Origin of the sequence: Streptomyces sp. NPDC021115, assembly GCF_044333065.1 — a bacterium.
Classification (GTDB): domain Bacteria; phylum Actinomycetota; class Actinomycetes; order Streptomycetales; family Streptomycetaceae; genus Streptomyces.
Genome location: NZ_JBIRQF010000003.1, coordinates 535235 through 555734 on the forward strand (window position 1 = coordinate 535235; position 20500 = coordinate 555734).

General features: G+C 72.4%; 16 protein-coding genes. 9 read left to right on the forward strand and 7 right to left on the reverse strand.

Annotated elements, in window-relative coordinates:
• The first annotated feature begins 1 nt into the window (after window position 1).
• From ACH4TL_RS12385 to ACH4TL_RS12410, 6 genes are all read left to right on the forward strand, one after another.
• Window positions 2-2101, forward strand: coding sequence for a beta-galactosidase (locus ACH4TL_RS12385; protein ID WP_398318205.1), 2100 nt, complete (start codon window positions 2-4; stop codon window positions 2099-2101).
• Window positions 2102-2110: 9 nt separating this feature from the next.
• The gene (locus ACH4TL_RS12390) at window positions 2111-4216 is read left to right on the forward strand and encodes an FUSC family protein (protein ID WP_398318202.1); all 2106 of its coding nucleotides are present in this window, start codon (window positions 2111-2113) and stop codon (window positions 4214-4216) included.
• Window positions 4217-4739: 523 nt separating this feature from the next.
• A complete protein-coding gene (locus ACH4TL_RS12395) occupies window positions 4740-4964 on the forward strand; it encodes a type A2 lantipeptide (RefSeq protein WP_391177788.1) in 225 nt (74 codons plus the stop codon).
• Between the two features lie 131 nt (window positions 4965-5095).
• Entirely contained in the window at window positions 5096-5905 is an 810-nt protein-coding gene (locus ACH4TL_RS12400; protein ID WP_398318197.1) for an HlyD family efflux transporter periplasmic adaptor subunit, read from the forward strand.
• On the forward strand, window positions 5902-8196 hold the full coding sequence (locus ACH4TL_RS12405; protein ID WP_398318194.1) for an NHLP family bacteriocin export ABC transporter peptidase/permease/ATPase subunit: 2295 nt from the start codon (window positions 5902-5904) through the stop codon (window positions 8194-8196). Before ACH4TL_RS12400 ends, ACH4TL_RS12405 begins: the two co-directional genes overlap by 4 nt.
• A 1-nt stretch (window position 8197) precedes the next feature.
• Complete coding sequence (locus ACH4TL_RS12410; protein WP_398318191.1) at window positions 8198-11047, forward strand: NHLP bacteriocin export ABC transporter permease/ATPase subunit; 2850 nt, start codon at window positions 8198-8200, stop codon at window positions 11045-11047.
• A 10-nt stretch (window positions 11048-11057) separates the two neighbouring features.
• Here ACH4TL_RS12410 and ACH4TL_RS12415 read toward each other — a convergent pair whose 3' ends face one another.
• Window positions 11058-11312 carry a hypothetical protein gene (locus ACH4TL_RS12415; protein WP_398318188.1) on the reverse strand — a complete coding sequence of 85 codons (255 nt, stop codon included), beginning with the start codon at window positions 11310-11312 and terminating at the stop codon, window positions 11058-11060.
• Window positions 11313-11469: 157 nt separating this feature from the next.
• On the opposite strand from ACH4TL_RS12415, the gene ACH4TL_RS12420 reads away from it, so the two are divergent.
• On the forward strand, window positions 11470-12654 hold the full coding sequence (locus tag ACH4TL_RS12420; RefSeq protein WP_398318185.1) for a sensor histidine kinase: 1185 nt from the start codon (window positions 11470-11472) through the stop codon (window positions 12652-12654).
• A 79-nt stretch (window positions 12655-12733) separates the two neighbouring features.
• Window positions 12734-13327: a response regulator gene (locus ACH4TL_RS12425; protein WP_398318702.1), complete on the forward strand. Its 594-nt coding sequence runs from the start codon at window positions 12734-12736 to the stop codon at window positions 13325-13327.
• Between the two features lie 17 nt (window positions 13328-13344).
• Here the strand turns inward: ACH4TL_RS12425 and ACH4TL_RS12430 are convergent, their stop codons facing one another.
• The gene (locus ACH4TL_RS12430) at window positions 13345-14160 is read right to left on the reverse strand and encodes an SAM-dependent methyltransferase (RefSeq protein WP_398318182.1); all 816 of its coding nucleotides are present in this window, start codon (window positions 14158-14160) and stop codon (window positions 13345-13347) included.
• Between the two features lie 45 nt (window positions 14161-14205).
• Window positions 14206-15081, reverse strand: a complete 876-nt coding sequence (locus tag ACH4TL_RS12435; RefSeq protein WP_398318179.1) for a helix-turn-helix domain-containing protein — start codon at window positions 15079-15081, stop codon at window positions 14206-14208.
• 351 nt (window positions 15082-15432) lie between these two features.
• On the opposite strand from ACH4TL_RS12435, the gene ACH4TL_RS12440 reads away from it, so the two are divergent.
• Window positions 15433-15888, forward strand: a complete 456-nt coding sequence (locus tag ACH4TL_RS12440; RefSeq protein WP_398318176.1) for a hypothetical protein — start codon at window positions 15433-15435, stop codon at window positions 15886-15888.
• A gap of 20 nt (window positions 15889-15908) precedes the next feature.
• Here the strand turns inward: ACH4TL_RS12440 and ACH4TL_RS12445 are convergent, their stop codons facing one another.
• The 4 genes from ACH4TL_RS12445 to ACH4TL_RS12460 form a co-directional block, all read right to left on the reverse strand.
• Window positions 15909-17264: an ABC transporter substrate-binding protein gene (locus ACH4TL_RS12445; RefSeq protein ID WP_398318173.1), complete on the reverse strand. Its 1356-nt coding sequence runs from the start codon at window positions 17262-17264 to the stop codon at window positions 15909-15911.
• Between the two features lie 122 nt (window positions 17265-17386).
• Complete coding sequence (locus ACH4TL_RS12450; protein WP_398318170.1) at window positions 17387-18625, reverse strand: sugar ABC transporter permease; 1239 nt, start codon at window positions 18623-18625, stop codon at window positions 17387-17389.
• Window positions 18616-19395 carry an ATP-binding cassette domain-containing protein gene (locus ACH4TL_RS12455; protein ID WP_398318167.1) on the reverse strand — a complete coding sequence of 260 codons (780 nt, stop codon included), beginning with the start codon at window positions 19393-19395 and terminating at the stop codon, window positions 18616-18618. Before ACH4TL_RS12455 ends, ACH4TL_RS12450 begins: the two co-directional genes overlap by 10 nt.
• A gap of 15 nt (window positions 19396-19410) precedes the next feature.
• Window positions 19411-20499, reverse strand: a complete 1089-nt coding sequence (locus ACH4TL_RS12460; protein WP_398318164.1) for a sugar ABC transporter substrate-binding protein — start codon at window positions 20497-20499, stop codon at window positions 19411-19413.
• Between the last annotated feature and the right edge of the window lies 1 nt (window position 20500).

Sequence of the window (20500 nt, forward strand, 5' to 3'; positions counted from 1 at the left end):
CATGAACCATCGCACGGAGAACAGTCGCACGGAGAACAGCCGGATGGACACCTTCCGCGCGCGCATCGGCGGCTTCGCCTTCGGCGGGGACTACAACCCCGAGCAGTGGGACCGGCCGGTGTGGGACGAGGACATGGCGCTGATGCGGCGCGCCGGGGTCAACCTCGTCACCCTCGGCGTGTTCGCCTGGGCGTCGCTGGAGCCCGAGCCGGGCCGCTTCACCTTCGGCTGGATGGACGAGGTGATGGACCTCCTCCACGCAGGCGGCATCAGCGTCGACCTCGCCACCCCGACCATGGCGCCACCGGTGTGGCTCACCCACGGCCACCCGGATGTGCATCCGGTCAGGGAGGACGGCCAGCGGTTCGGCTTCGGCAACCGCCTCCACTTCGACCCCGCCTCGCCGCGCTACCGCGACCACGCCGCCCGCATCACCACCGCCCTCGCCGAGCGCTACTCCCACCACCCCGCCCTCGCGATGTGGCACATCAGCAACGAGTACGGACCCACCTCGTACGGCGGCCACAGCGCGGTCGCCTTCCGCGAGTGGCTGAAGCGGACCTACGGCAGCCTGGAGGCGCTGAACGACGCCTGGTACACCCGTTTCTGGTCCCAGCGCTACACATCCTGGGACCAGATCAACCCGCCCGAGGTGCCGCGGACCTGGTCCAACCCCACCCGGCGGCTGGACTTCAAACGGTTCGTCTCGGACGCCAACCTCGCCTGCTACGTGATGGAGCGCGACATCGTCCGCTCCTACCGCGACGACATCCCCGTCCTCACCAACTACATGCGCTTCTACAAGCACGCCGACTACTGGAAGTGGGCGGCCGAACAGGACGCCGTGGCCCTCGACATCTACCCCGACCCCGGACAGGACGACGCCCATGTGGCCGCCGCCCTCAACTACGACCTGATGCGCTCGCTGCGCGGCGAACCCTGGATCCTGATGGAGCAGGCCGCCAGCGGTGTCTCCCAGTGGAAGGTCAACAACGTCAAGCGGCCAGGCCGGATGCGGCTGGGGTCGTACCAGGCCATCGCGCACGGCGCCGACAGCGTGCTGTACTTCCAGTGGCGCGCGAGCCGCGGTGGCCATGAGCGGTTCCACTCCGCGATGCTGCCGCACTCCGGCACCGGCTCCCGCACCTGGCGGGAGATCGAGGCACTCGGCACCGAACTGCCGAAGATCGCCGAGGCCACCGGCACCGCCGCGCACGCCGACATCGCGGTGCTCTTCGACTGGAACGCCTGGTGGGGGCTGACCGAAACCAGCGGCCTGCCGCGCAACGATTTCGACTACCCGGCGATCGCCACCGACCACTACCGGCCGCTGCTGGAAGCGCATCACGCCGTCGACACGGTGTCGTTCGGCTCCGACCTCAGCCGCTACAAGGTCGTCGTCATCCCCAACGCCTACCTCGTGGACGACGCGTTCACCGACGCCCTCACCCGCTTCACCGAGAACGGCGGCACCGTGGTCTGCTCCTTCTTCTCCGGCGTGGTCGACGCGCACAACCACGTCCGGCAGCCCGCCTACCCCGGCGCCTTCCGCGCGCTCATCGGCGCGTACATCGACGAGTACTGGCCCGCCCGCCCCGACGAGACGTATCTCCTGACCCTCGCCGACGGGACCACCTCCACCTCCGACTGGTGGCAGGACAGCATCCACCCCGAGGGCGCCCGTGTGCTCGCCACCTACGCCGACGGCCCGCTGCGCGGTGGGCCCGCGATCCTGGCGAACACGGTCGGACGCGGCCGCGTCGTCTACATCGGCACCCGCCTGGAGCCCACCGCGCTGCGCGACACCCTGCTCAAGGCCGTGTCGGCCGCGGGCGTCTCACCGCTCGTCACCGACGCCCCGGCCCATCTGGAGGCCACCCGGCGGACCGGCCCGGACGCGGAATTCCTCTTCCTGCTCAACCACTCCGACACGGACACCGTCCGCGTCCCCCTCACCGCGGACGGCATCGACCTGGTCTCGGGCACGAAGACGGAAGGGGCGATCGAGCTGGCGCCGCTCGCCGTCGCGGTCGTACGCACCGAACCGGCGCGGACGGCGATCTCCGGGCACCAGGTGCGGCCGGTAGGCGGTCCCGCCTAGCCTCGGTGTGTGACCTGGTCGCGGTCGCTGATGGACACCGTGCGTGCCGGGCTGACGATCGAGCGCGCCCGGCTCGAACCGCTGGCCGCGCTCCGGGCGGCGGCCGGGGTGGCGATCGTGATCGGGCTCTCGCTGTGGATCGCCTCCCCGTCGTACGCCGCGTCCGCCGCCTTCGGCGCCTTCTCGGCCGGTACGTCGACGTTCCAGCGCAGCTGGCGGCCGCGCAAGGTGATCGCGCTGGTGGCGGGGGCCGGGCTGGGGCTCAGCACCTTCGTGGGATACCTCGCGATGTCCCATCTGGCGCTCTTCCTGCTGCTGCTCGCCGCCTGGGCGTTTCTGGCCGGGATGGCCTGGGCGGCCGGGCCGACCGCCGGAATCGTGGCGACCACGACGGTCGCCATCATGCTGCTGACCATCACGCTGCCCACCGGGGTGCTGGAGGCGCTGGAGCACGCGGCGGTCATCGCGTTCGGCGGGGTGGCACAGGCGGTGCTGATCACGCTGTTCCCGATCCGCCGGTGGGGGAGACACCGGGACGCGCTGGCCGACGCCCTGGCCGCGGTGGCGGACCACGCCAGGCGGCTGCGGGAGGATCCGGTGGCGCCCTTCGCGCCCGAGCCGATGATCACGGCCCGCAGCGCCGCCGCCGTCACGCCCGCGCAGGCGCGCCGCCGCCCCGCCGCCCTGCACGGCCCGCGCGGCCTGGCCGAACGCATCCGTCCCGCCCTCGCGGCGCTCGCCGACCCCCGGGTCGGCGCCCCCGCCGAGGGTCCGGGCCGGGACCGGGCGCGGGAGCTGCTCGCCGCGGCGGCCGACGTCCTGGACGCGGCCGCCCGGTCGATCCGCCACGGCGCGCCCGCACGGGTGCCGTCCGCGACCAGGGAGACCCTGCGCATCGACGAGACCGACGAGACCGACGAGCAGGATGCGCTGGAGGGGCCCGCGCGGCAGGCCGCCGTCCAGCTGTCGCATCTGCTCACCGAGGTGCTGGAGACCGCCGACAGCAGCGCCGGGGGCCTCGGGCCCACATCCGGCGCTTCCGGCGCGGAGGAGCCCCCGCCGCCGCTGCTGCGGCCGACGGTGTTCCAGATGGTGCCGATCATGCTGCGCGCGATGCGCCGTGAGCTGCGCGGCGACTCGCCCGTCTTCCGGCACGCACTGCGGCTCGCCGCGGTGGCCTGCCTCGGCTATGTGCTCGGCCGGGCGCTGCCCCTGGGCCACGGCTACTGGGTTCCGGTCACCTCAGTGATGGTGATGCGCCCGGACTTCCACCGCACCTACTCCCGGGCCGTGGCCCGCTTCGCGGGCACGCTCGTGGGCGTCGCGCTGGCCACCGGCGCGGTACAGCTGACCCACCCCGGCGCGTATCTCTCCGGCGGGCTGGCCGTGATCGCGGCCGGCCTGACGTATCTGCTGATGCGCACCGGATACGCGGCCTCGCAGTGCACCTCGGCCGCGTACGCCGTCCTGCTGCTCGGGATGGGCGGCGCGGGGTGGCATCAGACGGTGCCGGAACGGATCCTGCTCACCCTGCTGGGCGGGGTGCTCGCGATGCTCGCGTACGTGGCGTACCCGGCGTGGGAGACGCCGCGGATGCTGGACCGGCTGGCCGACTGGCTCGCCGCGAGCGGGCGGTACGCGGCGGCGGTGGTCCGTGGCTACGCCGAGCCCGGCGGGCTGCCCGCCACTGACGTACGGCGTGCCCTGCTCGCCGACCGCGCGGCGCACGCCGCGTGGAACGAGGCCCTGGACCGCGCCAAGCGGGAGCCCGTGCGCCACCGGGGGCTGACCCGTGCGCAGGCGGAGGAGGCGCAGGCGGCGCTGGAGGCGTTCGGGCGGGCGGCGATGCTGCTGGAAACCCATCTGCCGGAGCGCGGCGCGCCGCCGGTGCCGGGGGCCGCCCGGTTCGCCGACGCGCTGGCGGCGGACACCGGGCGGGCCGCGCGCCGTGTGCGGGAGCGGCGCAGGCCGCGCTGGGACCGGGCCAAGGAGGCGCTGGTCGACTGGGAGGCCGACAACACCGCGGAGGCGGTGGTCCAGAGCGGGGCCGAACTGCTCGTACGGCCCCTGGACCAACTGACGACCGCCGTAAGCCGACCGGGGCCCGTGCCGTGAGCGGCGGTGGGCACACCGGTGTGCCACGGGTACCCGCGGAACGGCCCGCCACACGTGGTGTGTCGGCGATCGTCCGAAGGTTGTGACATGCGACCGGAGGTCGGCAGGTCTTCAAGTGATCGGCACATCCATTCCACAGAAGTCGCGTGTAGCGCACGCCATCACCACCGCGCGGGCCCGGCGCGCGGCGACCGCTGCCGGGAATGCGCGGTTTCCGTACGCGGGCGGAGAGCGGTGCGGGGCGAGTGGTGACGTTCATGTGCAGAGGGGGTGTCGGTCGAATGGACTCGTGTGCACGCCATGTGATCGGAAAGTTGGCGGAATGCGTAGTTCCGGATGCCGGGCGATTCGAAGGCAGCCCGTCCCCGTGGTTACATCCTTCCGCGCCGAGACGTTTCCGGGACCCGGCATCCAGCAGGGCCGGGAACGTGCCGCGGTGGCCGGTGGCGGTGCCGCACGTGTGGTGGCAACCACCGGTCGTTACAAGCTCGTTTAGAGATACGTATCCAAGGGAGACGCAGTAATGAACAACGCACCCAAGGTCGCGACCCAGGAGATCTCCGACGCTGAGCTGGACAACGTGGCCGGCGGTCTGGGCGCTGTGGGCGACGCCCTGGGCACCGTGCAGTCCGTCACCGGTCCCGTCACCGGCCCGGTCACCGGCGCCGTGGGCACCGTCACCGGCACCGTCGACGGCGTGACCGGCCTGAACACCTCCGGCATCGTCGGCACGGTCGCGGGTCTCTGAGACCACCGCGTCACCCCATGCCCCGGGCCTGCTGGTCCGGGGCATGCGCGGTCCCCGGCACCCGCCGCACCCGACCCGCGCACACCCCGCCCCGTTCCCCCGCGCCCACGGCCGGTTGAGGAAAGACTCCCGTGCAGTTCCGCCAGCAGGCCCTTTCCAAGCTCCAGTCGGCAGACGACATCGACCTGCCGGTCCGCTACGCCCGCCCCCAGGGCTGGCTCGCGCTGACGGTCACCCTCGTCGTGATGGCCGCGGCCGCCGTCTGGGCCGTGACCGGCACCGTGGCGGACACCCAGGGCGCCTCCGGCATCCTCACCCACGGCCAGGGCAGCTATGTGCTCCAGAGCCCGGTCAGCGGACAGGTCACCGACGTGCTTGCCCAGGAGGGCAGCACGGTGCGGGCGGGCGCTCCGCTGGTGAAGGTCCGTACCCCCGGCGGCCGGTCCACGGCCGTGCGCGCGCTCGCCGCGGGCAGGCTCACCACCCTGTCCGCCTCGATCGGCTCCGTCCTCGACACCGGCGCCAACGTCGCCTCCGTGGAGCGCGTACGCCGCGCCCGCGACCCGCTGACCGCGACCCTGTACGTCCCGGCGGACCGGGCGGCTTCGGTTCCCGCGGGCGCCGCGGTCGACCTCCGGGTGCAGTCGGCGCCCTCCGAGACGTACGGCGTGCTGCGCGGCCATGTGCGGGCGGTCGGCAGGACCGCCCAGTCGCGCCAGCAGATCGGCACCTTCCTCGGCAGCGAACAGCTCGGCGAGGAGTTCTCGAAGAAGGGCCCGCCGGTCGCGGTGGCGGTACGCCTCGACCGCTCGTCGGACACCCGCTCCGGCTACCGCTGGTCCTCGCCGAAGGGCCCGCCGTTCGCCCTCGGCTCCATGACCCTGGCCGACGCGACGATCCACCTGGCCGACCGTCACCCCGCCGATTGGCTGCTCCCGTGACCACGACGAACGACAGCGGCGGACCGCCCCGCCCCGCACCCGCCGGGACCAGCGGACGCCGCCGCCCCGAACCGGCCCGCGGACGGCGGCGCGCCCCGCGCCGCGGGAGCGGCCCGAAGCAGCCGAGGCGGCGCACCGTCCGCACCCCCACCGTGCTCCAGATGGAGGCGCTGGAGTGCGGCGCCGCGTCGCTCGCCATGGTGCTCGCCCACTACGGGCGCCATGTGCCGCTGGAGGAGCTGCGCATCGCCTGCGGTGTCTCCCGCGACGGGTCGCGCGCCAGCAACCTGCTGAAGGCCGCCCGCAGTTACGGGCTGCGCGCCAAGGGCATGCAGATGGAACCGGAGGCGCTGGCGGAGGTCCAGGCCCCGGCGATCCTGTTCTGGGAGTTCAACCACTACGTCGTCTACGACGGCATGGGACGGCGGTTCGGCAAGCGCGGCGTCCACATCAACGACCCCGACAAGGGGCGCCGCTTCGTCACCGTCGAGGAGTTCGGGGCGAGCTTCACCGGCATCTGCCTGGTCTTCGAACCGGAGGACTCCTTCGAGCGCGGCGGCCGCCGCCCCGGCGTCCTGGACGCCCTGCCCGCCCGGCTGCGCGGCACCGGCGGCACCCTGCTGGCCTCGTTGCTGGCCAGCCTGCTGCTGGTGGCGGTGGGCGCCGCGGTGCCCGCGCTCAGCCGCACCTTCATCGACACCTTCATCGTCGGCGGCCAGACCTCGATGCTGCCGCCGCTGTTCGCGTCCATGGCCGTGGCGGTGGTGCTGACCGCGGTACTGACCGGCGTCCAGCAGGCGAACCTGCTGCGCGGACGCATCATCTCCTCCACCCTCGGCAGCGCCCGGTTCCTGCGCCATCTGCTGCGGCTGCCCGTCACGTTCTTCGCCCAGCGCAGCCCCGCAGACCTGGTGCAGCGGCTGCGCTCCAACGACACCGTCGCCGAAACCCTCGCCCGCGACCTGGCCGCGGCGGCGGTCGACGGGATCGTGGTGGTCCTGTACGCCCTGCTGCTGTGGACCTACGACCCCCAGCTCACCCTCGTGGGCGTCGGACTGGCGCTGCTCAACGTGGTCGCGATGCGCATCGTGATCCGGTTGCGCGCCACCAGGACCCAGAAGCTGCGCGCCGACACCGCCCGGCTGACCACCACCGCGTACACCGGGCTCCAGCTCATCGAGACGATGAAGGCCACCGGCGGCGAAAACGGCTACTTCCGCCGCTGGGCCGGTCAGCACGCCATCACGCTGGAGGAACAGCAGCGCCTCGGCGTACCGAGCGCCGTCCTGGCGGTCGTGGCGCCCACCCTCGCCACCCTCAACAGCGCGCTCATCCTGTGGATCGGCGGGCTGCGGGCCGTCGAGGGCCATCTCTCCGTCGGGCTGCTGGTGGCCTTCCAGGCGCTGGTCACCCGCTTCACCGCGCCCATCACCCGGCTGAACGGCGTGGCCGGGCGCATCCAGGACTTCTCCGCCGACGTGGCCAGGCTCAAGGACGTGGAGCGCTTCCCGGCGGACACCTTCCACACCCGCGACGAGGGGCAGCCGGACGCCGACGGCGCCCGCCGCCTCACCGGCCATGTGACGCTGGAGGACATCACCTTCGGCTACAACCCGCTGGACGAACCGCTGCTGCGCGGCTTCTCGCTGACCGTCGGCCCCGGCCGCCAGGTGGCGCTGGTCGGCGGCTCCGGCAGCGGCAAGTCCACCGTGTCCCGGCTGGTGTCCGGCCTCTACAGCCCCTGGGAGGGGGCCATCCGCATCGACGGGCAGCGTCTTGAGGACATCCCCCGCGGCCGGCTCGCCGCCTCGGTGTCCTTCGTCGACCAGGACGTCTTCCTGTTCGAGGGGACCGTACGGGACAACGTGGCGCTGTGGGACCCGTCGATCCCGGACGACGCGGTCGTGGCCGCCCTGCGGGACGCGGCCCTCTACGACGACGTCATCGCCCGCCGCCCCGGCGGCATCCACTGCCGGGTCGAGCAGGACGGCCGCAACTTCTCCGGCGGCCAGCGGCAGCGGCTGGAGATCGCCCGCGCCCTGGTCCGCCGCCCCAGCGTGCTGGTCCTCGACGAAGTGACCAGCGCCCTGGACGCGCAGACCGAACAGACCGTCATGGACAGCCTGCGCCGCCGCGGCTGCGCGTGCGTGGTGATCGCCCACCGGCTCAGCACCGTGAGGGACAGCGACGAGATCCTCGTCCTCGACCGCGGCACGGTCGTGGAACGCGGACGGCACGAGGACCTCGCGGTCGCCGGAGGCCCGTACGCCGAGCTGATGAAGGAGCACTGACATGGCGTCCGTACACCCGGCCGCGGCCGCGGCCATGGACGCCGACGGCGGAGACGCGGTGGTGCGGGCGCTCGGCGCGCTCGGCACCCCCGTCGACGGCGCCGGGCTGCGCAGCCTCCCGCTGGAGGGGCCGCAGGTGCTCTGGCTCGTCGTCCAGGGAACCCTGGACCTCTTCGCGGTCGACGCCGCCGAGGAGGGCCAGTGGCACTTCCTCGGCCGCCTGGAGACGGGCGCCGCGCTCCCCGGGCCCGTCGAGGGCCCGCGCCACACCCTGCTGGGGCGGCCCTCGCAGGACTGCGCGGTGCGCCGCATCCCGCTGCGCGAGCTGTACCGGCCCGAAGCGTACGACGCGTACGGCGCCGCCTACGAATACGACCAAGAGCAGCCGCCGACCCCGCTGGAACACGCCGTGGCGCTCGGCATCAGCCGCAGCCTCGGCGTGCTGTTCCAGGCCCCGCTGGACGGGGGAGCGCCGCCCGGCGAGGAGGCGGCCGACGAGGATCTGCTGTGGCTCCCGGTGCCGTCCGGCAGTGTGGCCTACGGCGCCGAGTACAGCGCCCAGGCCGCGGGCGATCTGCTGATCGACGGCGCGCTGTGGCAGCGGATGGTCAACCAGCAGTACCGGCTCGGCACCGCCGTGGACCGCTGGATCGAAACCATGGAGCGGGCCCACGCGGACCGCACGGCTGCCGGGATCCGGGCGGGTGAGGCCGTCCGCTCGCGCGCCGACGAGACCCTCATCGCGTCCATCGGAGGCCCGCGCCGCTCGCCCCGGGCCGCGGAGGACACCACCGACGACGCCGTGCACGCGGTCTGCCGTGCCGTGGCGGACGCCGCCGGGATCAGCCTCGCCGAACCGCCCAAGGGCCCCGCCGCCGACGACCGCACGGACCCCGTCGAGCGCATCGCCGCCCACGCCCGCATCCGCACCCGCGCCGTCCGGCTGGAGGGCACCTGGTGGCGCGAGGACGCCGGGCCCCTGGTGGGCTACCGGGCGCTGTCCGGGGCGCCGGTGGCGCTGCTGTGGCGGCGCGGCCGGTACGAGGCCGTCAACCCGGCCTCGGGCCTGCGGATCCGCATCGGCCGTGGCACCGCCGACGAGTTCGAGCCGCGCGCCGTGATGTTCTACCGCCCGCTGCCCGAGAAGCCGATGACGATGTGGCGGCTGCTGCGCTTCACCGCCCGCGGCTCCGTGCCGGACCTGCGCAACCTGTGCACCGCCGGGCTGGTGACGGTGGCGCTCGGCGCGCTGGTACCGGTGGCCACCGGCCAGGTGCTCGGCGGGTTCGTGCCGCGCGCCGAGAAGGGCCCCATCGTCCAGATCGCCCTGGCGCTCATCATCTCCAGCGTCGTCGCCGCGTCGTTCCTGCTGCTCCAGAACCTGACCCTGCTGCGTCTTGAGGGGCGGCTGGAGAGCACCCTGCAACCCGCCGTCTGGGACCGGCTGCTGCGGCTGCCCACCACGTTCTTCGCCGAGCGCTCCACCGGCGAACTGGCCAGCGCGGCCATGGGCATCAGCACCATGCGCCGGGTGTTGTCCGGAACCGCCCCGGTGGTGCTCCAGGCGGGGACCGTCGGCGCGATGAACCTCGCCCTGCTGCTGTTCTTCAGCGTGCCGCTCGCGCTCACCGTGATGGCGATGCTGCTGGTCATCTGCGGCATCTTCTTCGCCATGGGCCTGTGGCAGGTGCGCTGGCAGCGGCGGCTGGTGGAGACCGAGAACAAGCTCAACAACCAGGCGTTCCAGACCCTGCGCGGACTGCCCAAGCTGCGGGTCGCCGCGGCCGAGAACTACGCCTACGCGGCCTGGGCCCGCGGCTTCGCCCGCTCCCGCGATCTGCACCAGCGCACCGGGCGCATCAAGAACCTCACCCAGGTCCTCGACGCGGTCTACCTCCCGCTGTGCTCCCTCGTCGTGTTCGTGCTGCTGGCGGGCCCCGCGCGGGGCAGCATGTCGGCGGGCGGCTTCCTGACGTTCAACACCTCCGTCACCATGCTGCTGACCTCCGTCACCCAGCTCACCAACTCCCTGGTCTCGGTGGTGGCCGTCCTGCCCATGTTCGAGGAGGTCAAGCCGATCCTGGACGAGCCGCCCGAGGTACGCGGCGGCAGCGCCCAGCCAGGCCCCCTCTCCGGCGCCCTCCAGGCCAGGAACCTCACCTTCCGGTACGGCGCCGACGGGCCGCTCGTCCTCGACGACGTGTCCCTGGAGGTCCGCCCTGGCGAGTTCGTGGCCGTCGTCGGCCCCAGCGGCTGCGGCAAGTCCACACTGCTGCGGCTCCTCATCGGCTTCGAGCGGCCGGTGTCCGGCAGTGTGCTCTACGACGGCCAGGACCTCGCCGCCCTCGACCAGGCCGCCGTGCGCCGTCAGTGCGGGGTGGTGCTCCAGAACGCGCAGCCGCTGGGCGGCACCGTGCTGGACTGCATCCGCGGCGCCGAGCCGTACACCCCCGAGGAGGCCATGGCGGCCGCCGAACTCGCGGGCCTGGCCGAGGACATCCGCCAGATGCCCATGGGGCTCCACACGATGATCTCCGGCAGCGGCGCCATCTCCGGCGGCCAGCGCCAGCGGCTGATGATCGCCCAGGCCCTCATCCGACGGCCACGCGTCCTCTTCTTCGACGAGGCCACCAGCGCCCTCGACAACGAGACCCAGCGCATCGTCATCGACAGCACCCGCCGCCTCAACGCCAGCAGGCTGGTGATCGCCCACCGGCTGTCGACCGTCATGGACGCCGACCGCGTGCTCGTCATGGAGGAGGGCCGCGTCGTCGAACAGGGCCCCCCGGCCGAGCTGATGGCCCGACCGGGCGGCAGACTCCACGAGTTGGTGCGGCGCCAGCTGAACTAGCCGCTGTGGTTCAGCCTCGCCCGCGCCGGAAGACCGCGTCACCGGCCGCGCCCACGACGAGCCCGAGGACGACCATCACGACGTACGCGTAGATCTCGTAGCCGTCGGGGGCGAGGAACCGCACGAAGCCCAGGATGTGGATCGTCCAGCCGAGCCATTCGTGCAGCAGTCCGCTGCCGCCACCGACGACGAGGACGAAGCAGAGCAGATCCGTCACGGCTGCCAACGGCGACTTCGGGGGAGTGTCCGGGGGAGTGGAGGTCATGTCCCGACCGTAGGAGGGCGCCGGGGGCCACGGGATCGGGCCGAGGTCGGCCGCGCGGTGACCGAAGTCGGCCGCGCGCCGCCCCGGTGTCGTACTTAAGTATCCGCTCCCGCACGCGAGGCCCGGCCGGGGCCGGGGCCGCGTACATTGCCGGGATATGCGCCGTATCCACCGCACCCGCCGGGACTGGGCCGCCGACCTGGGGCTGTTCCTCTTCGCCGCCTGCTTCGCCGTCGTCAGCTCGCCGTCCGTGCCGGTCCCGGAGGACATGAGCCCCGCATGGCGGGCCGCCGAGCAGGCGGCCGGCGGGCTGGGATGCGCGGCGGTGCTGCTGCGGCGCAGATGGCCCGTATGGCTGGCCGTGGCGCTGCTGCTGGCGGGCAGCCAGCTGTCGCACTACATGACCGGGCCCGCGATGGTGGCGGTGTTCACGGTGGCCGCCACCCGGCCCTGGCGCGCCACGGCGTGGGTGGCGGCGGTGGCCTTCGCTCCGCTCCCCGCCTTCCTGTGGCAGCTGCCGGAGCTGCCCGGGGACCGGGCGGACTCCGCCGTGACGTACTTCGCGCTCATCGCCGGGGCCATCGGCTGGGGGCTGTTCCGCCGGTCCCGGCAGCAGCTCATCGCCTCGCTGCGGGAACGCGCCGAACTCGCCGAGGCCGACGCGGAGTTGCGCGCCGAACAGGCCCGGCGGGAGGCACGGGAGGAGATCGCCCGCGAGATGCACGACGCGCTCGGCCACCGGCTGACCCTGCTGAGCGTGCACGCCGGGGCGCTGGAGTTCCATACGAGCGCGCCGAGGACCGAGATCGCACGGGCCGCCGCGGTGATCCGGGAGAGCGCCCATCTGGCGCTGAGCGATCTGCGCGAGGTCATCGGGGTGCTGCGCGGCGGTGCCGAGGGCGAGCGGCCCCAGCCCGAACTGGCCGACCTGGACCGGCTGGTGGCCGAGGCGCGCGCGGCGGGCGGCCGGATCGAGCTGACCGGGCCGCCGGGCGGCCCGGCGCCGCCACCGGTGGTGGGCCGCACCGCGTACCGGATCGTGCAGGAGTGCCTGACCAACGCGCGCAAGCACGCGCCCGGCGCGGCCGTCACGATTCGGCTGGCCGGGACCCCGGCGGACCGGCTGACGGTCGAGGTCCACACCACATCCCCACCCGCACCGGCCCCGGACCCGGCCACGGCCGGTGGTGCGGGCGGCGGACAGGGGCTGGTCGGGCTCGCGGAACGGGCCCGGCTGGCGGGTGGCGAGCTGACCGCGGGACCCGCCGACGACGGCTTCCGGGTGCGCGCCTGGCTACCCTGGCCCGCGGCGGACACCGTGGCCGCCACCGGTCAGGGGTGACACAGGAAAGGGGGGCGTGCTGGTGATCCGCGTCCTGCTCGTCGACGACGACGCGATCGTACGGGCCGGGCTGCGCCTGATGCTGGGCGGCGCCCCGGACATCGAGATCGTGGCGGAGGCAGCCGACGGAGCCGAGGTGCCCGCCCTGGCCGCCGCACACGGGCCGGATCTGGTGCTGATGGACATCCGGATGCCGGGTGTCGACGGGCTGACCGCCACCCGGGAGCTGCGGGCCCGGCCCGGTGCCCCGGAGGTCCTGGTGCTGACCACCTTTCACACCGACGGCCATGTGCTGCGGGCGCTGCGCGCCGGAGCTGCCGGATTCCTCCTCAAGGACACCCCGCCGCAGGACATCGTGGCGGCCATCAGGACGGTGGCGGCGGGGGACCCGGTGCTGTCGCCCGCCGTCACCCGCCGCCTCATCGAGCAGGTGACGGGGGACGGCGGACAGGAGGACCGGGCCGCCACCGCCCGGGCCCGGCTGGCGCTCCTGGGCGAGCGGGAGCGCGAGGTGGCCCGGGCGGTCGGACGCGGCCGCTCCAACGCGGAGATCGCGCGCGAACTGCACCTCGCGCTGCCCACGGTGAAGGCACACGTGTCGCGGATCCTGACCCGGCTCGACCTCAACAACCGCGTCCAGATCGCGCTGCTCGTGCACGACGCCGAGGGCTGAGCCCGGCTGAGACCGCGCTACGGTTTGCGGGCGACCGCTCCGTACATGGCGATGTCCTCGTCCTTGATGCCCTCGCCGCTCTTCGCGTCCGGATGCCACTTGTGCACCTGGGCGACGCCGGGCTCGACCAGCTCCAGCCCGTCGAAGAACCGCGCGGCCTCCGCCTCGGTGCGCAGCCGCATGGGCATGTCCCGCGCCGCGTACTCGCGGGCGACGCGGCCCACCTCCTCCGGGGCGAAGTCGGCGGTGCCGACGGACATCGCCAGGTAGCTGCCCGAAGGCAGCGGCTCCAGCAGGCGGTTGACGATGCCGTAGGCGTCGTCCTCGTCGAGGACGAAGTGGACTATGGCGATGACCGTCAGGGCGACCGGCTTGCCGAGGTCGAGGGTGTCGCGCAGCTCCGGTGCGTTCAGGATGGCGGCGGGATCGCGCATGTCCGCCTCGACGTACGTGGTCTTCCCCTCGGGCGTGCTGGACAGCAGGCCCTGGGACAGGGTGAGGACGATCGGGTCGTTGTCCACGTACACGACCCGGGAGTCCGGGGCGACCGCCTGGGCGATCTCATGCAGATTCGGGGAGGTGGGGATGCCCGTTCCGATGTCGAGGAACTGCCGGATGCCCGCCTCCTCCGCCAGATAGCGCACGGCCCGGTTCATGAAGTCGCGGTTGGCCCGCATGTGGATCGGCAGGGCGGGCCACTCCCGCGCCATCGCGTCGCCCGCTTCCTTGTCGGCGGGGTAGAAGTCCTTGCCCCCGATGATGTAGTCGTAGATCCGCGCCGAGTGTGCGCTCTCGGTGTCAATCCGTTCGGCCGGCCATCCGTTGTCGCGCAACGCCCGCCCCTCCCATCGAAACGTCGGTCACATGTCCCGGGCCCGTCACAGCTCCTCGCGGATCTCGCTGAGCAGGGCCTCGGTCTTCTGGGCGGGCCCCGACTGGGCGCTCACCCGGTCCAGGGCCTCGCGGTACACCACCACGTCGTCGGCCTTGTCCAGATAGACCGCTCCGATCAGCCCGCCCGAGTAGACGATGTCAGGCAACTCGGCGGCCCGGAACCGGAAGACATGGAACGCGCCGGCGGGCATCGCCGGATGCGGGCCGTTGTCGAACGGCATGATCTGGAGGGTCACATGCGGCAGCGCGTTCACCGCGAGCAGATGGTCGATCTGGGCGCGCATCACGGCCGCGCCCCCGACCGGCCACCGCAGCACGGTCTCGTCCATCACGACCCACAGCCGGGGCGGGGACTCGCTGGACAGCAGCTCCTGGCGCCGCATGCGCAGCGCGACCCGGCGCTCGGTGGCCTCGGCGGGAACATGCGGATTGCCCGCGCTCAGCAGGGCGCGGGCGTAGTCCTCGGTCTGGAGCAGGCCGTGGACGAACTGCGGCTCGTACGCGCGTATCTGGAGCGCCGCCTGCTCCAGGCTCAGATACGCGGCGAACCAGTCCGGCATCACATCGCGGTAGACATGCCACCAGCCGCGCTTGTTGGCCTCGCGGACCGACTTCAGAAAGGTGTCGATCTCGTGCTGGTCCGTGACGCCGTACGTCTGGAGCAGCTTCTCGACGTCCGCGAGCCGGAGCCGGGCCACCTTCGCGGCTTCCATCCGGCGGATCGTCGAGTGGCTGACGCCGATCGCCGCGCCCGCCTCGTCGTAGCTGAGTTCGGCCCGGGTCCGCAGCTCCTCCAGCTGTTTGCCGAGGATCATGCGGAGGACGGAGGGAGCGCCGCCCCATGCGGATTCCGCCGCCACTCCCTGCCTCCTCACGCCGCGTTCCACGGTCGCAGTCTGTCACGATCACCCGTCGTGGCCGCATCTGCATCCTACGACTTGCAAATTTCAATTTACCTCTTGCAACTCGTTCATAGCAGATGACACAGTGGACATGCCGTCACCGACTGTGTGACTCCGCGGGAGTTGGCCCGCGGTGCCGGGGGAAGCGTCGGACGGGCCGACCGAAGTGCGGCTCCCCGGCGGCGGAACGTTCGCGTGTGTACGTCGGTAGGCACCGGGCAGTGCAGGACCGGCGCTGCCCACAGTGCGCAGGCAGACGAAAGGCGACCGATCGTGGTTCCCCCCACCCTCCCCCTGCCTTCGGCTCACATGCCGCGGAAGAAGTCCCCGCAGTCACCCCAGTCCTCGCATCCCGCGAGCGGCCCGCCGGGGCTGCCGCGCAGTGGGCGCCGTGGGCGGCGGCTGGCTCTTCCCGCGGGCCTGTCGGCCGGGTTGGGCTACGACGCGGTCGGGATGTCCGCGGAGCACGGGAAGCGGGTCATGGACCGGCTGCCCCGCATCGGCTGTGTCTTCGCCTGTGATGAGCACTGGTGGTGGATCGTGCCCGCCGGATCGCAGGTCGGGCTGGTGTGGCCGGCCGTCACCAGCTATTCGGTCGGGGCGTATGTGGCGCCGCCGAGCGGTCCGCGTGGCGCCAGGGCGTCCCGCAACCTCCGCCTGATCCACCATCCCGAGGGCGATTCCCCGTACACGCCGCCGATCCCGCTCTACTTCATGGCCTGCCACATCGCCGGTGTCATGCCGTGCTGGTCGGTCACCGAATAGCCGTACCGCCACCCCGGCGGTCAGCGGCGGTAGCCCGCCACCGCGTCCTGGGCGAGCTTCTGGGAGATCCGGAGGGCCGTGCGCACCGACTGCTTTCCCGCGATGGCCGCGCTGATCTGCGCGGACACCTTGTTGCCGAGGTCGGCGAACTGCGGGATGCCGACGAACGAGATGCCCTGGTACGGGCGCGGGCCCACGCCCGGGTTCCTGGGGTCGGCGGAGTCCTTGACGGCCGCGTACTCCTGCCGGTACCAGGCGGCCGCCGCCCGCTGGTAGTTGGGGTTGGAGTACAGCGACTGCCTGCTCCCGGACGGGGCCTCGTTCCAGCCGAGGGCGCCGCCGATCTGCGCCTGGTACTGCTTCGACGAGGCCCAGGAGATGAACTTCCAGGCGGCGTCCTTCTTCTTGGACGCGTTCTCGATGCCCCAGGCCCAGGTCCACAGCCAGCCCGCCCGTTTGGTTTCCTCGTGCGGGGCGGGAACGTAGCCGACCTTGCCCTTGACCGCCGAGCCGTCGGCCTCGATCGACGTCGCCAGCGAGCTGGCGTCGTACATCATGGCGCACTTGCCCTGCGAGAACTCGGCGAGGATTTCCAAGACGCCTTTGTGTGCGGCGTCGGGCTCGCCGTACTTGCGCACCAGGCCGACATAGAACTGGATCGCCTTGGTGAACTCCGGCGAGGTGAGCCGGGCGTTCCACTGCATGTCGTACCAGGAGCCGCCGAAGGTGTTCACCACGGTGTTGATGGGCGCGAGGTTCTGGCCCCAGCCGGGCAGCCCGCGCAGGCAGATGCCGCTCGCCCCGTCGGTGCCGTCGATCTTGGCCGCCAGCGACGCGACCTGCTTCCAGGTCGGATCGCGCGGCATGGTCAGCCCGGTCTTGAGGAAGAGGTCCTTGCGGTACATCAGGAAGGAGCCCTCGCCGTAGAAGGGCTCGGCGTAGATCTTCCCGTCGGCGCCGGTCACGGCCCTGGTCAGGCTGGGGAAGATGTCCTTCTGGTCGAAGGCCCTGTCCGCCTTCTCATAGGAATCCAGCGGGGCGAGCCAGTGGTTCCTGGAGTAGAACGGCACCTCGTACGCGCTCACGCTCGCCACGTCGTAGTGTCCGGCCTGCCGCGAGAACTCCTTGTTCATCCTGTTCCGCGCCTGGTTCTCCGGAAGCAGGGTGTAATCGACGGTGATGCCGGTCCGCGCGGTGAAATACTTCTTCGTGTACTGCTTCAGGGTCACCATCTGGGGATTTTTGGTGGCGAGCACATGGATGGTCTCCTTCCCCCCGCGGGAAGCGTGCACGCCGGTGCCCTGGCAGCCGGAGACCGCCAGAGCCGCGGCGAGCGCGGCCGCCGTGGCCGCGCGGGTGAGAACGAGACGTTTCATCGCACTCCGATGGTCATGGTGAGCGCATCGGATCCCTCCGGAACACCCGGTCAGATGTCCGGCTTGCCCGGTAATGAGCTGTTCGTATGCAGCATAGCGGCACGTCCGGACCGTGACGACCGTCAGGTGGGGCCGCGCGCCTGCGCCGCGCGCCGGGTGAGCGAGTCCGCGGCCACGGCGGCCAGCAGCACCCCGCCGGTGACTATGAACTGCACGGCGTCCTGGATGCCCAGCAGCGCCATGCCCGAGGCGATCGACTGGATGACCAGCGCCCCGAGCAGCGCCGACCACGCCGAGCCGCGCCCGCCGAACATGCTGGTGCCGCCGATCACCGCCGCGGCCACCGCATTGATCAGCAGCATGCCGGAGCCCGCCGCGCGGGCCGTCGTGGGGCTCGCCGAGGTCAGCCCCGAGGCCACGAACAGCCCGCCGATCGCCGCCAGCGTCCCCGACACCATGAACATCGCCATCCGCACCCGCGCCACGTCCACCCCGGCGCGCCGCGCCGCCTCCACACCGCCGCCCACCGCGAACACCTTCCGCCCCGAGCGGGTGCGGCGCAGCAGCAGATCCGAGCCGACGACCACGGCCAGGAAGATCAGCAGGGCCAGCGGTACGCCCTGGAACATGCTGAGCACATGGGCGGTGCCGAAGGCGACCACCGCCAGGACCCCCGTGCGCACCCCGATCCCGGCCGCCGGCCGGTACGGCATCCCGGCCTCCTTGCGCCGCCGCCGGGTCCGCCGCGCGGCCAGGAAGTACCCGGCCGTGCCGACCGCCGCCAGGCCGTACGCGATGACGCCGCCGCTGAAGTAGAGGCTGGTCAGCGCGGCCACCAGACCGCTCTCGTCGATGTTGATCGTGCCGCTCGCGCCCAGCAGGTAGAGGGTCAGCCCGTTCCAGGCCAGCAGCCCCGCGAGGGTCACCACGAACGCGGGCACCCCGACCCGGGCGAAGAAGAACCCGTGCACGGCGCCCACGGCCGTCCCCGCGGCCACCGCCACGATGACGGCGAGCCACTCCGGCATGCCCAGATTCACGTTCAGCACGGCGAACGCGGCGCCCGCCAGCCCGCTGACCGAGCCCACCGACAGATCGATCTCGCCGATCAGCAGCACGAACACGATCCCCACCGCGACCAGGCCGGTGGCGGCGATGTCCACGCTGAGGTCGGACAGATTGCGCGGTGAGAGGAAGTTGGCGTTCAGCCCCTGGAAGACGAGCCAGATCACCACGAGACCGAGGACGACCAGCAGCGGGCCGCGCTCACCCACCCGCGGCCCGCGCCGGGCCGCCTCGCCGCCGTGCAGCCGGTGCCGCACCGCGTCGGCGTACCCGCGGATGTTCTCTCCTACGGCCATGCCCCCTCCTCGCCGGTCGTGCGGTGGGCCACGGCGTTGTCGGCGGCGCCGGTGATGGAGGAGATGATGCGTTCCTGGGTGGTGGTGGGCACCTCGAAGAGCCCGTTGTTACGCCCCAGCCGCAGCACCGCCACCCGGTCCGCCACGGCCTTGATGTCCCCCATGTTGTGGCTGATGAGGAGCACCCCGAGACCGCGGTCGCGCAGCTCCTCGATCAGGTCCAGCAGCTGGCTGGTCTGCTCGACGCCCAGGGCCGCGGTGGGCTCGTCCAGCAGCAGCACCTTGGGCGCGCCCAGCAGCGAGCGGGAGATCGCGACGGCCTGCCGCTGGCCGCCGGACAGGACGGCGACGGGGGCCCGCACATCGGGGATGCGGATGGACAGCGTGTGCATCAGCTCGCGGGCGCGCCGCTCCATCTCCACCTCGTCGAGGATTCCGGCGCGGTGCACCTCGCGGCCGAGGAAGAGATTGCCGACGACGTCGAGGCTCTCGCACATCGCGAGGTCCTGGTAGACGGCCGCGATGCCCAGCGCCTGCGCGTCATGCGGCCGCTTGATCAGGACGGAGTGGCCCTCCCACTCGATGACGCCCTGATCGGCCGGGCCGACCCCGGCGATCACCTTGACCAGGGTGGACTTCCCGGCGCCGTTGTCGCCCACCAGGGCGACCACCTCACCGGCCCGGATCTGGAGGTCGACGTCCACCAGCGCCTGGACGCCGCCGAAGCGCTTGGACACGCCGCGCAGCGACAGCAGGGGCGGAACCGGCACGGGGAATCACCTCCCTCAGCGGGTGAGACCGGCCCGCTCACAGGCGGGCCGCAGCTTGGGCGTGCAGATCTGCTCGACCGTGTACACACCGTCCTTGACCACGGTCTTCCTGATGTTGGCCACCGTCACGGGGATCGGGGTGAGCAGGGAGGCCGGGATGTTCCGGGTGGTGGTGTTGTCGACCGTGGTCGGGGCGATGGAGCGCAGGCTCTGGCCCCGCCCCAGGGCGACGGCCATGGCGGCGGCGGCGTGTGCCTCGGCCCTGAACGGCTTGTAGACGGTCATGTACTGGTCGCCGCTGACGATGCGCTGCACGGCGTCGAGGTCGGCGTCCTGGCCCGTGACCGGCGGCACCGGCCTGATCCGGGCGGACTTCAGGGCCGAGATGGCACCGGTGGCGACGGTGTCGTTGACCGCCAGGACACCGCCGATCCGGTGCGGGCCCAGCGCGGTGATGGCGGCCTGCATGTTGGCGTACGCGTTGTCCGACCGGTACTCGATCACGTCGTACGACTTGCCGATCCGCACCTTGTCCTTGAGGACCGACATCGCGCCCTTCTTGAACCAGACCGCGTTGGGGCTGCTCGGATCGCCGTTCATCATCACGATCTGGCGGCGGTCCCCCTCAGCCCGCATGGCGGCCAGCAGCGCCCGGGCCTGGAGCCTGCCGACCTGTCCGCCGTCGAACGAGGCATAGCCCGAGATCGGGCCCTCCGCGAGCCGGTCGTACGCGATCACGGGGATGCCCGCCTTGTGCGCCGCCTGCACCGAGGAACGCAGCGCCTTGGCGTCCACGGCGTCGAGGATCAGCGCCCCCGCCCCCCTGGTGATCATGGAGTTCATCTGCCGCTGCTGGCTCGCCACGTCGTCGCCCGCGTTGGCGTGGTCCACGGTGCAGCCGGGGCACAGCTCCTTCACCCGCTGCTCGATCAGCGGGCGGTCGGACTTCTCGTACCGGGTGACCTGCTGGCTCGGCAGCAGCAGGCCGACGGTGAAGCCGTTCCCGTGCTGCGCCCCGCCGTTCCCGTCGCAGCTCGCCAGGGACGCGGCCAGCAGCCCAGCGGCCACGGCGGCGACGGCGCCGCGCGTACGGGACATCCTCATC

Coding starts and splice junctions, on each gene's coding strand:
- ACH4TL_RS12385 (WP_398318205.1), top strand. CDS start 2: ATGAACCATCGCACGGAGAACAGTCGCACGGAGAACAGCCGGATGGAC.
- ACH4TL_RS12395 (WP_391177788.1), top strand. CDS start 4,740: ATGAACAACGCACCCAAGGTCGCGACCCAGGAGATCTCCGACGCTGAG.
- ACH4TL_RS12410 (WP_398318191.1), top strand. CDS start 8,198: ATGGCGTCCGTACACCCGGCCGCGGCCGCGGCCATGGACGCCGACGGC.
- ACH4TL_RS12415 (WP_398318188.1), bottom strand. CDS start 11,312: ATGACCTCCACTCCCCCGGACACTCCCCCGAAGTCGCCGTTGGCAGCC.
- ACH4TL_RS12420 (WP_398318185.1), top strand. CDS start 11,470: ATGCGCCGTATCCACCGCACCCGCCGGGACTGGGCCGCCGACCTGGGG.
- ACH4TL_RS12425 (WP_398318702.1), top strand. CDS start 12,734: ATGCTGGGCGGCGCCCCGGACATCGAGATCGTGGCGGAGGCAGCCGAC.
- ACH4TL_RS12440 (WP_398318176.1), top strand. CDS start 15,433: ATGCCGCGGAAGAAGTCCCCGCAGTCACCCCAGTCCTCGCATCCCGCG.
- ACH4TL_RS12445 (WP_398318173.1), bottom strand. CDS start 17,264: ATGAAACGTCTCGTTCTCACCCGCGCGGCCACGGCGGCCGCGCTCGCC.
- ACH4TL_RS12450 (WP_398318170.1), bottom strand. CDS start 18,625: ATGGCCGTAGGAGAGAACATCCGCGGGTACGCCGACGCGGTGCGGCAC.
- ACH4TL_RS12460 (WP_398318164.1), bottom strand. CDS start 20,499: ATGAGGATGTCCCGTACGCGCGGCGCCGTCGCCGCCGTGGCCGCTGGG.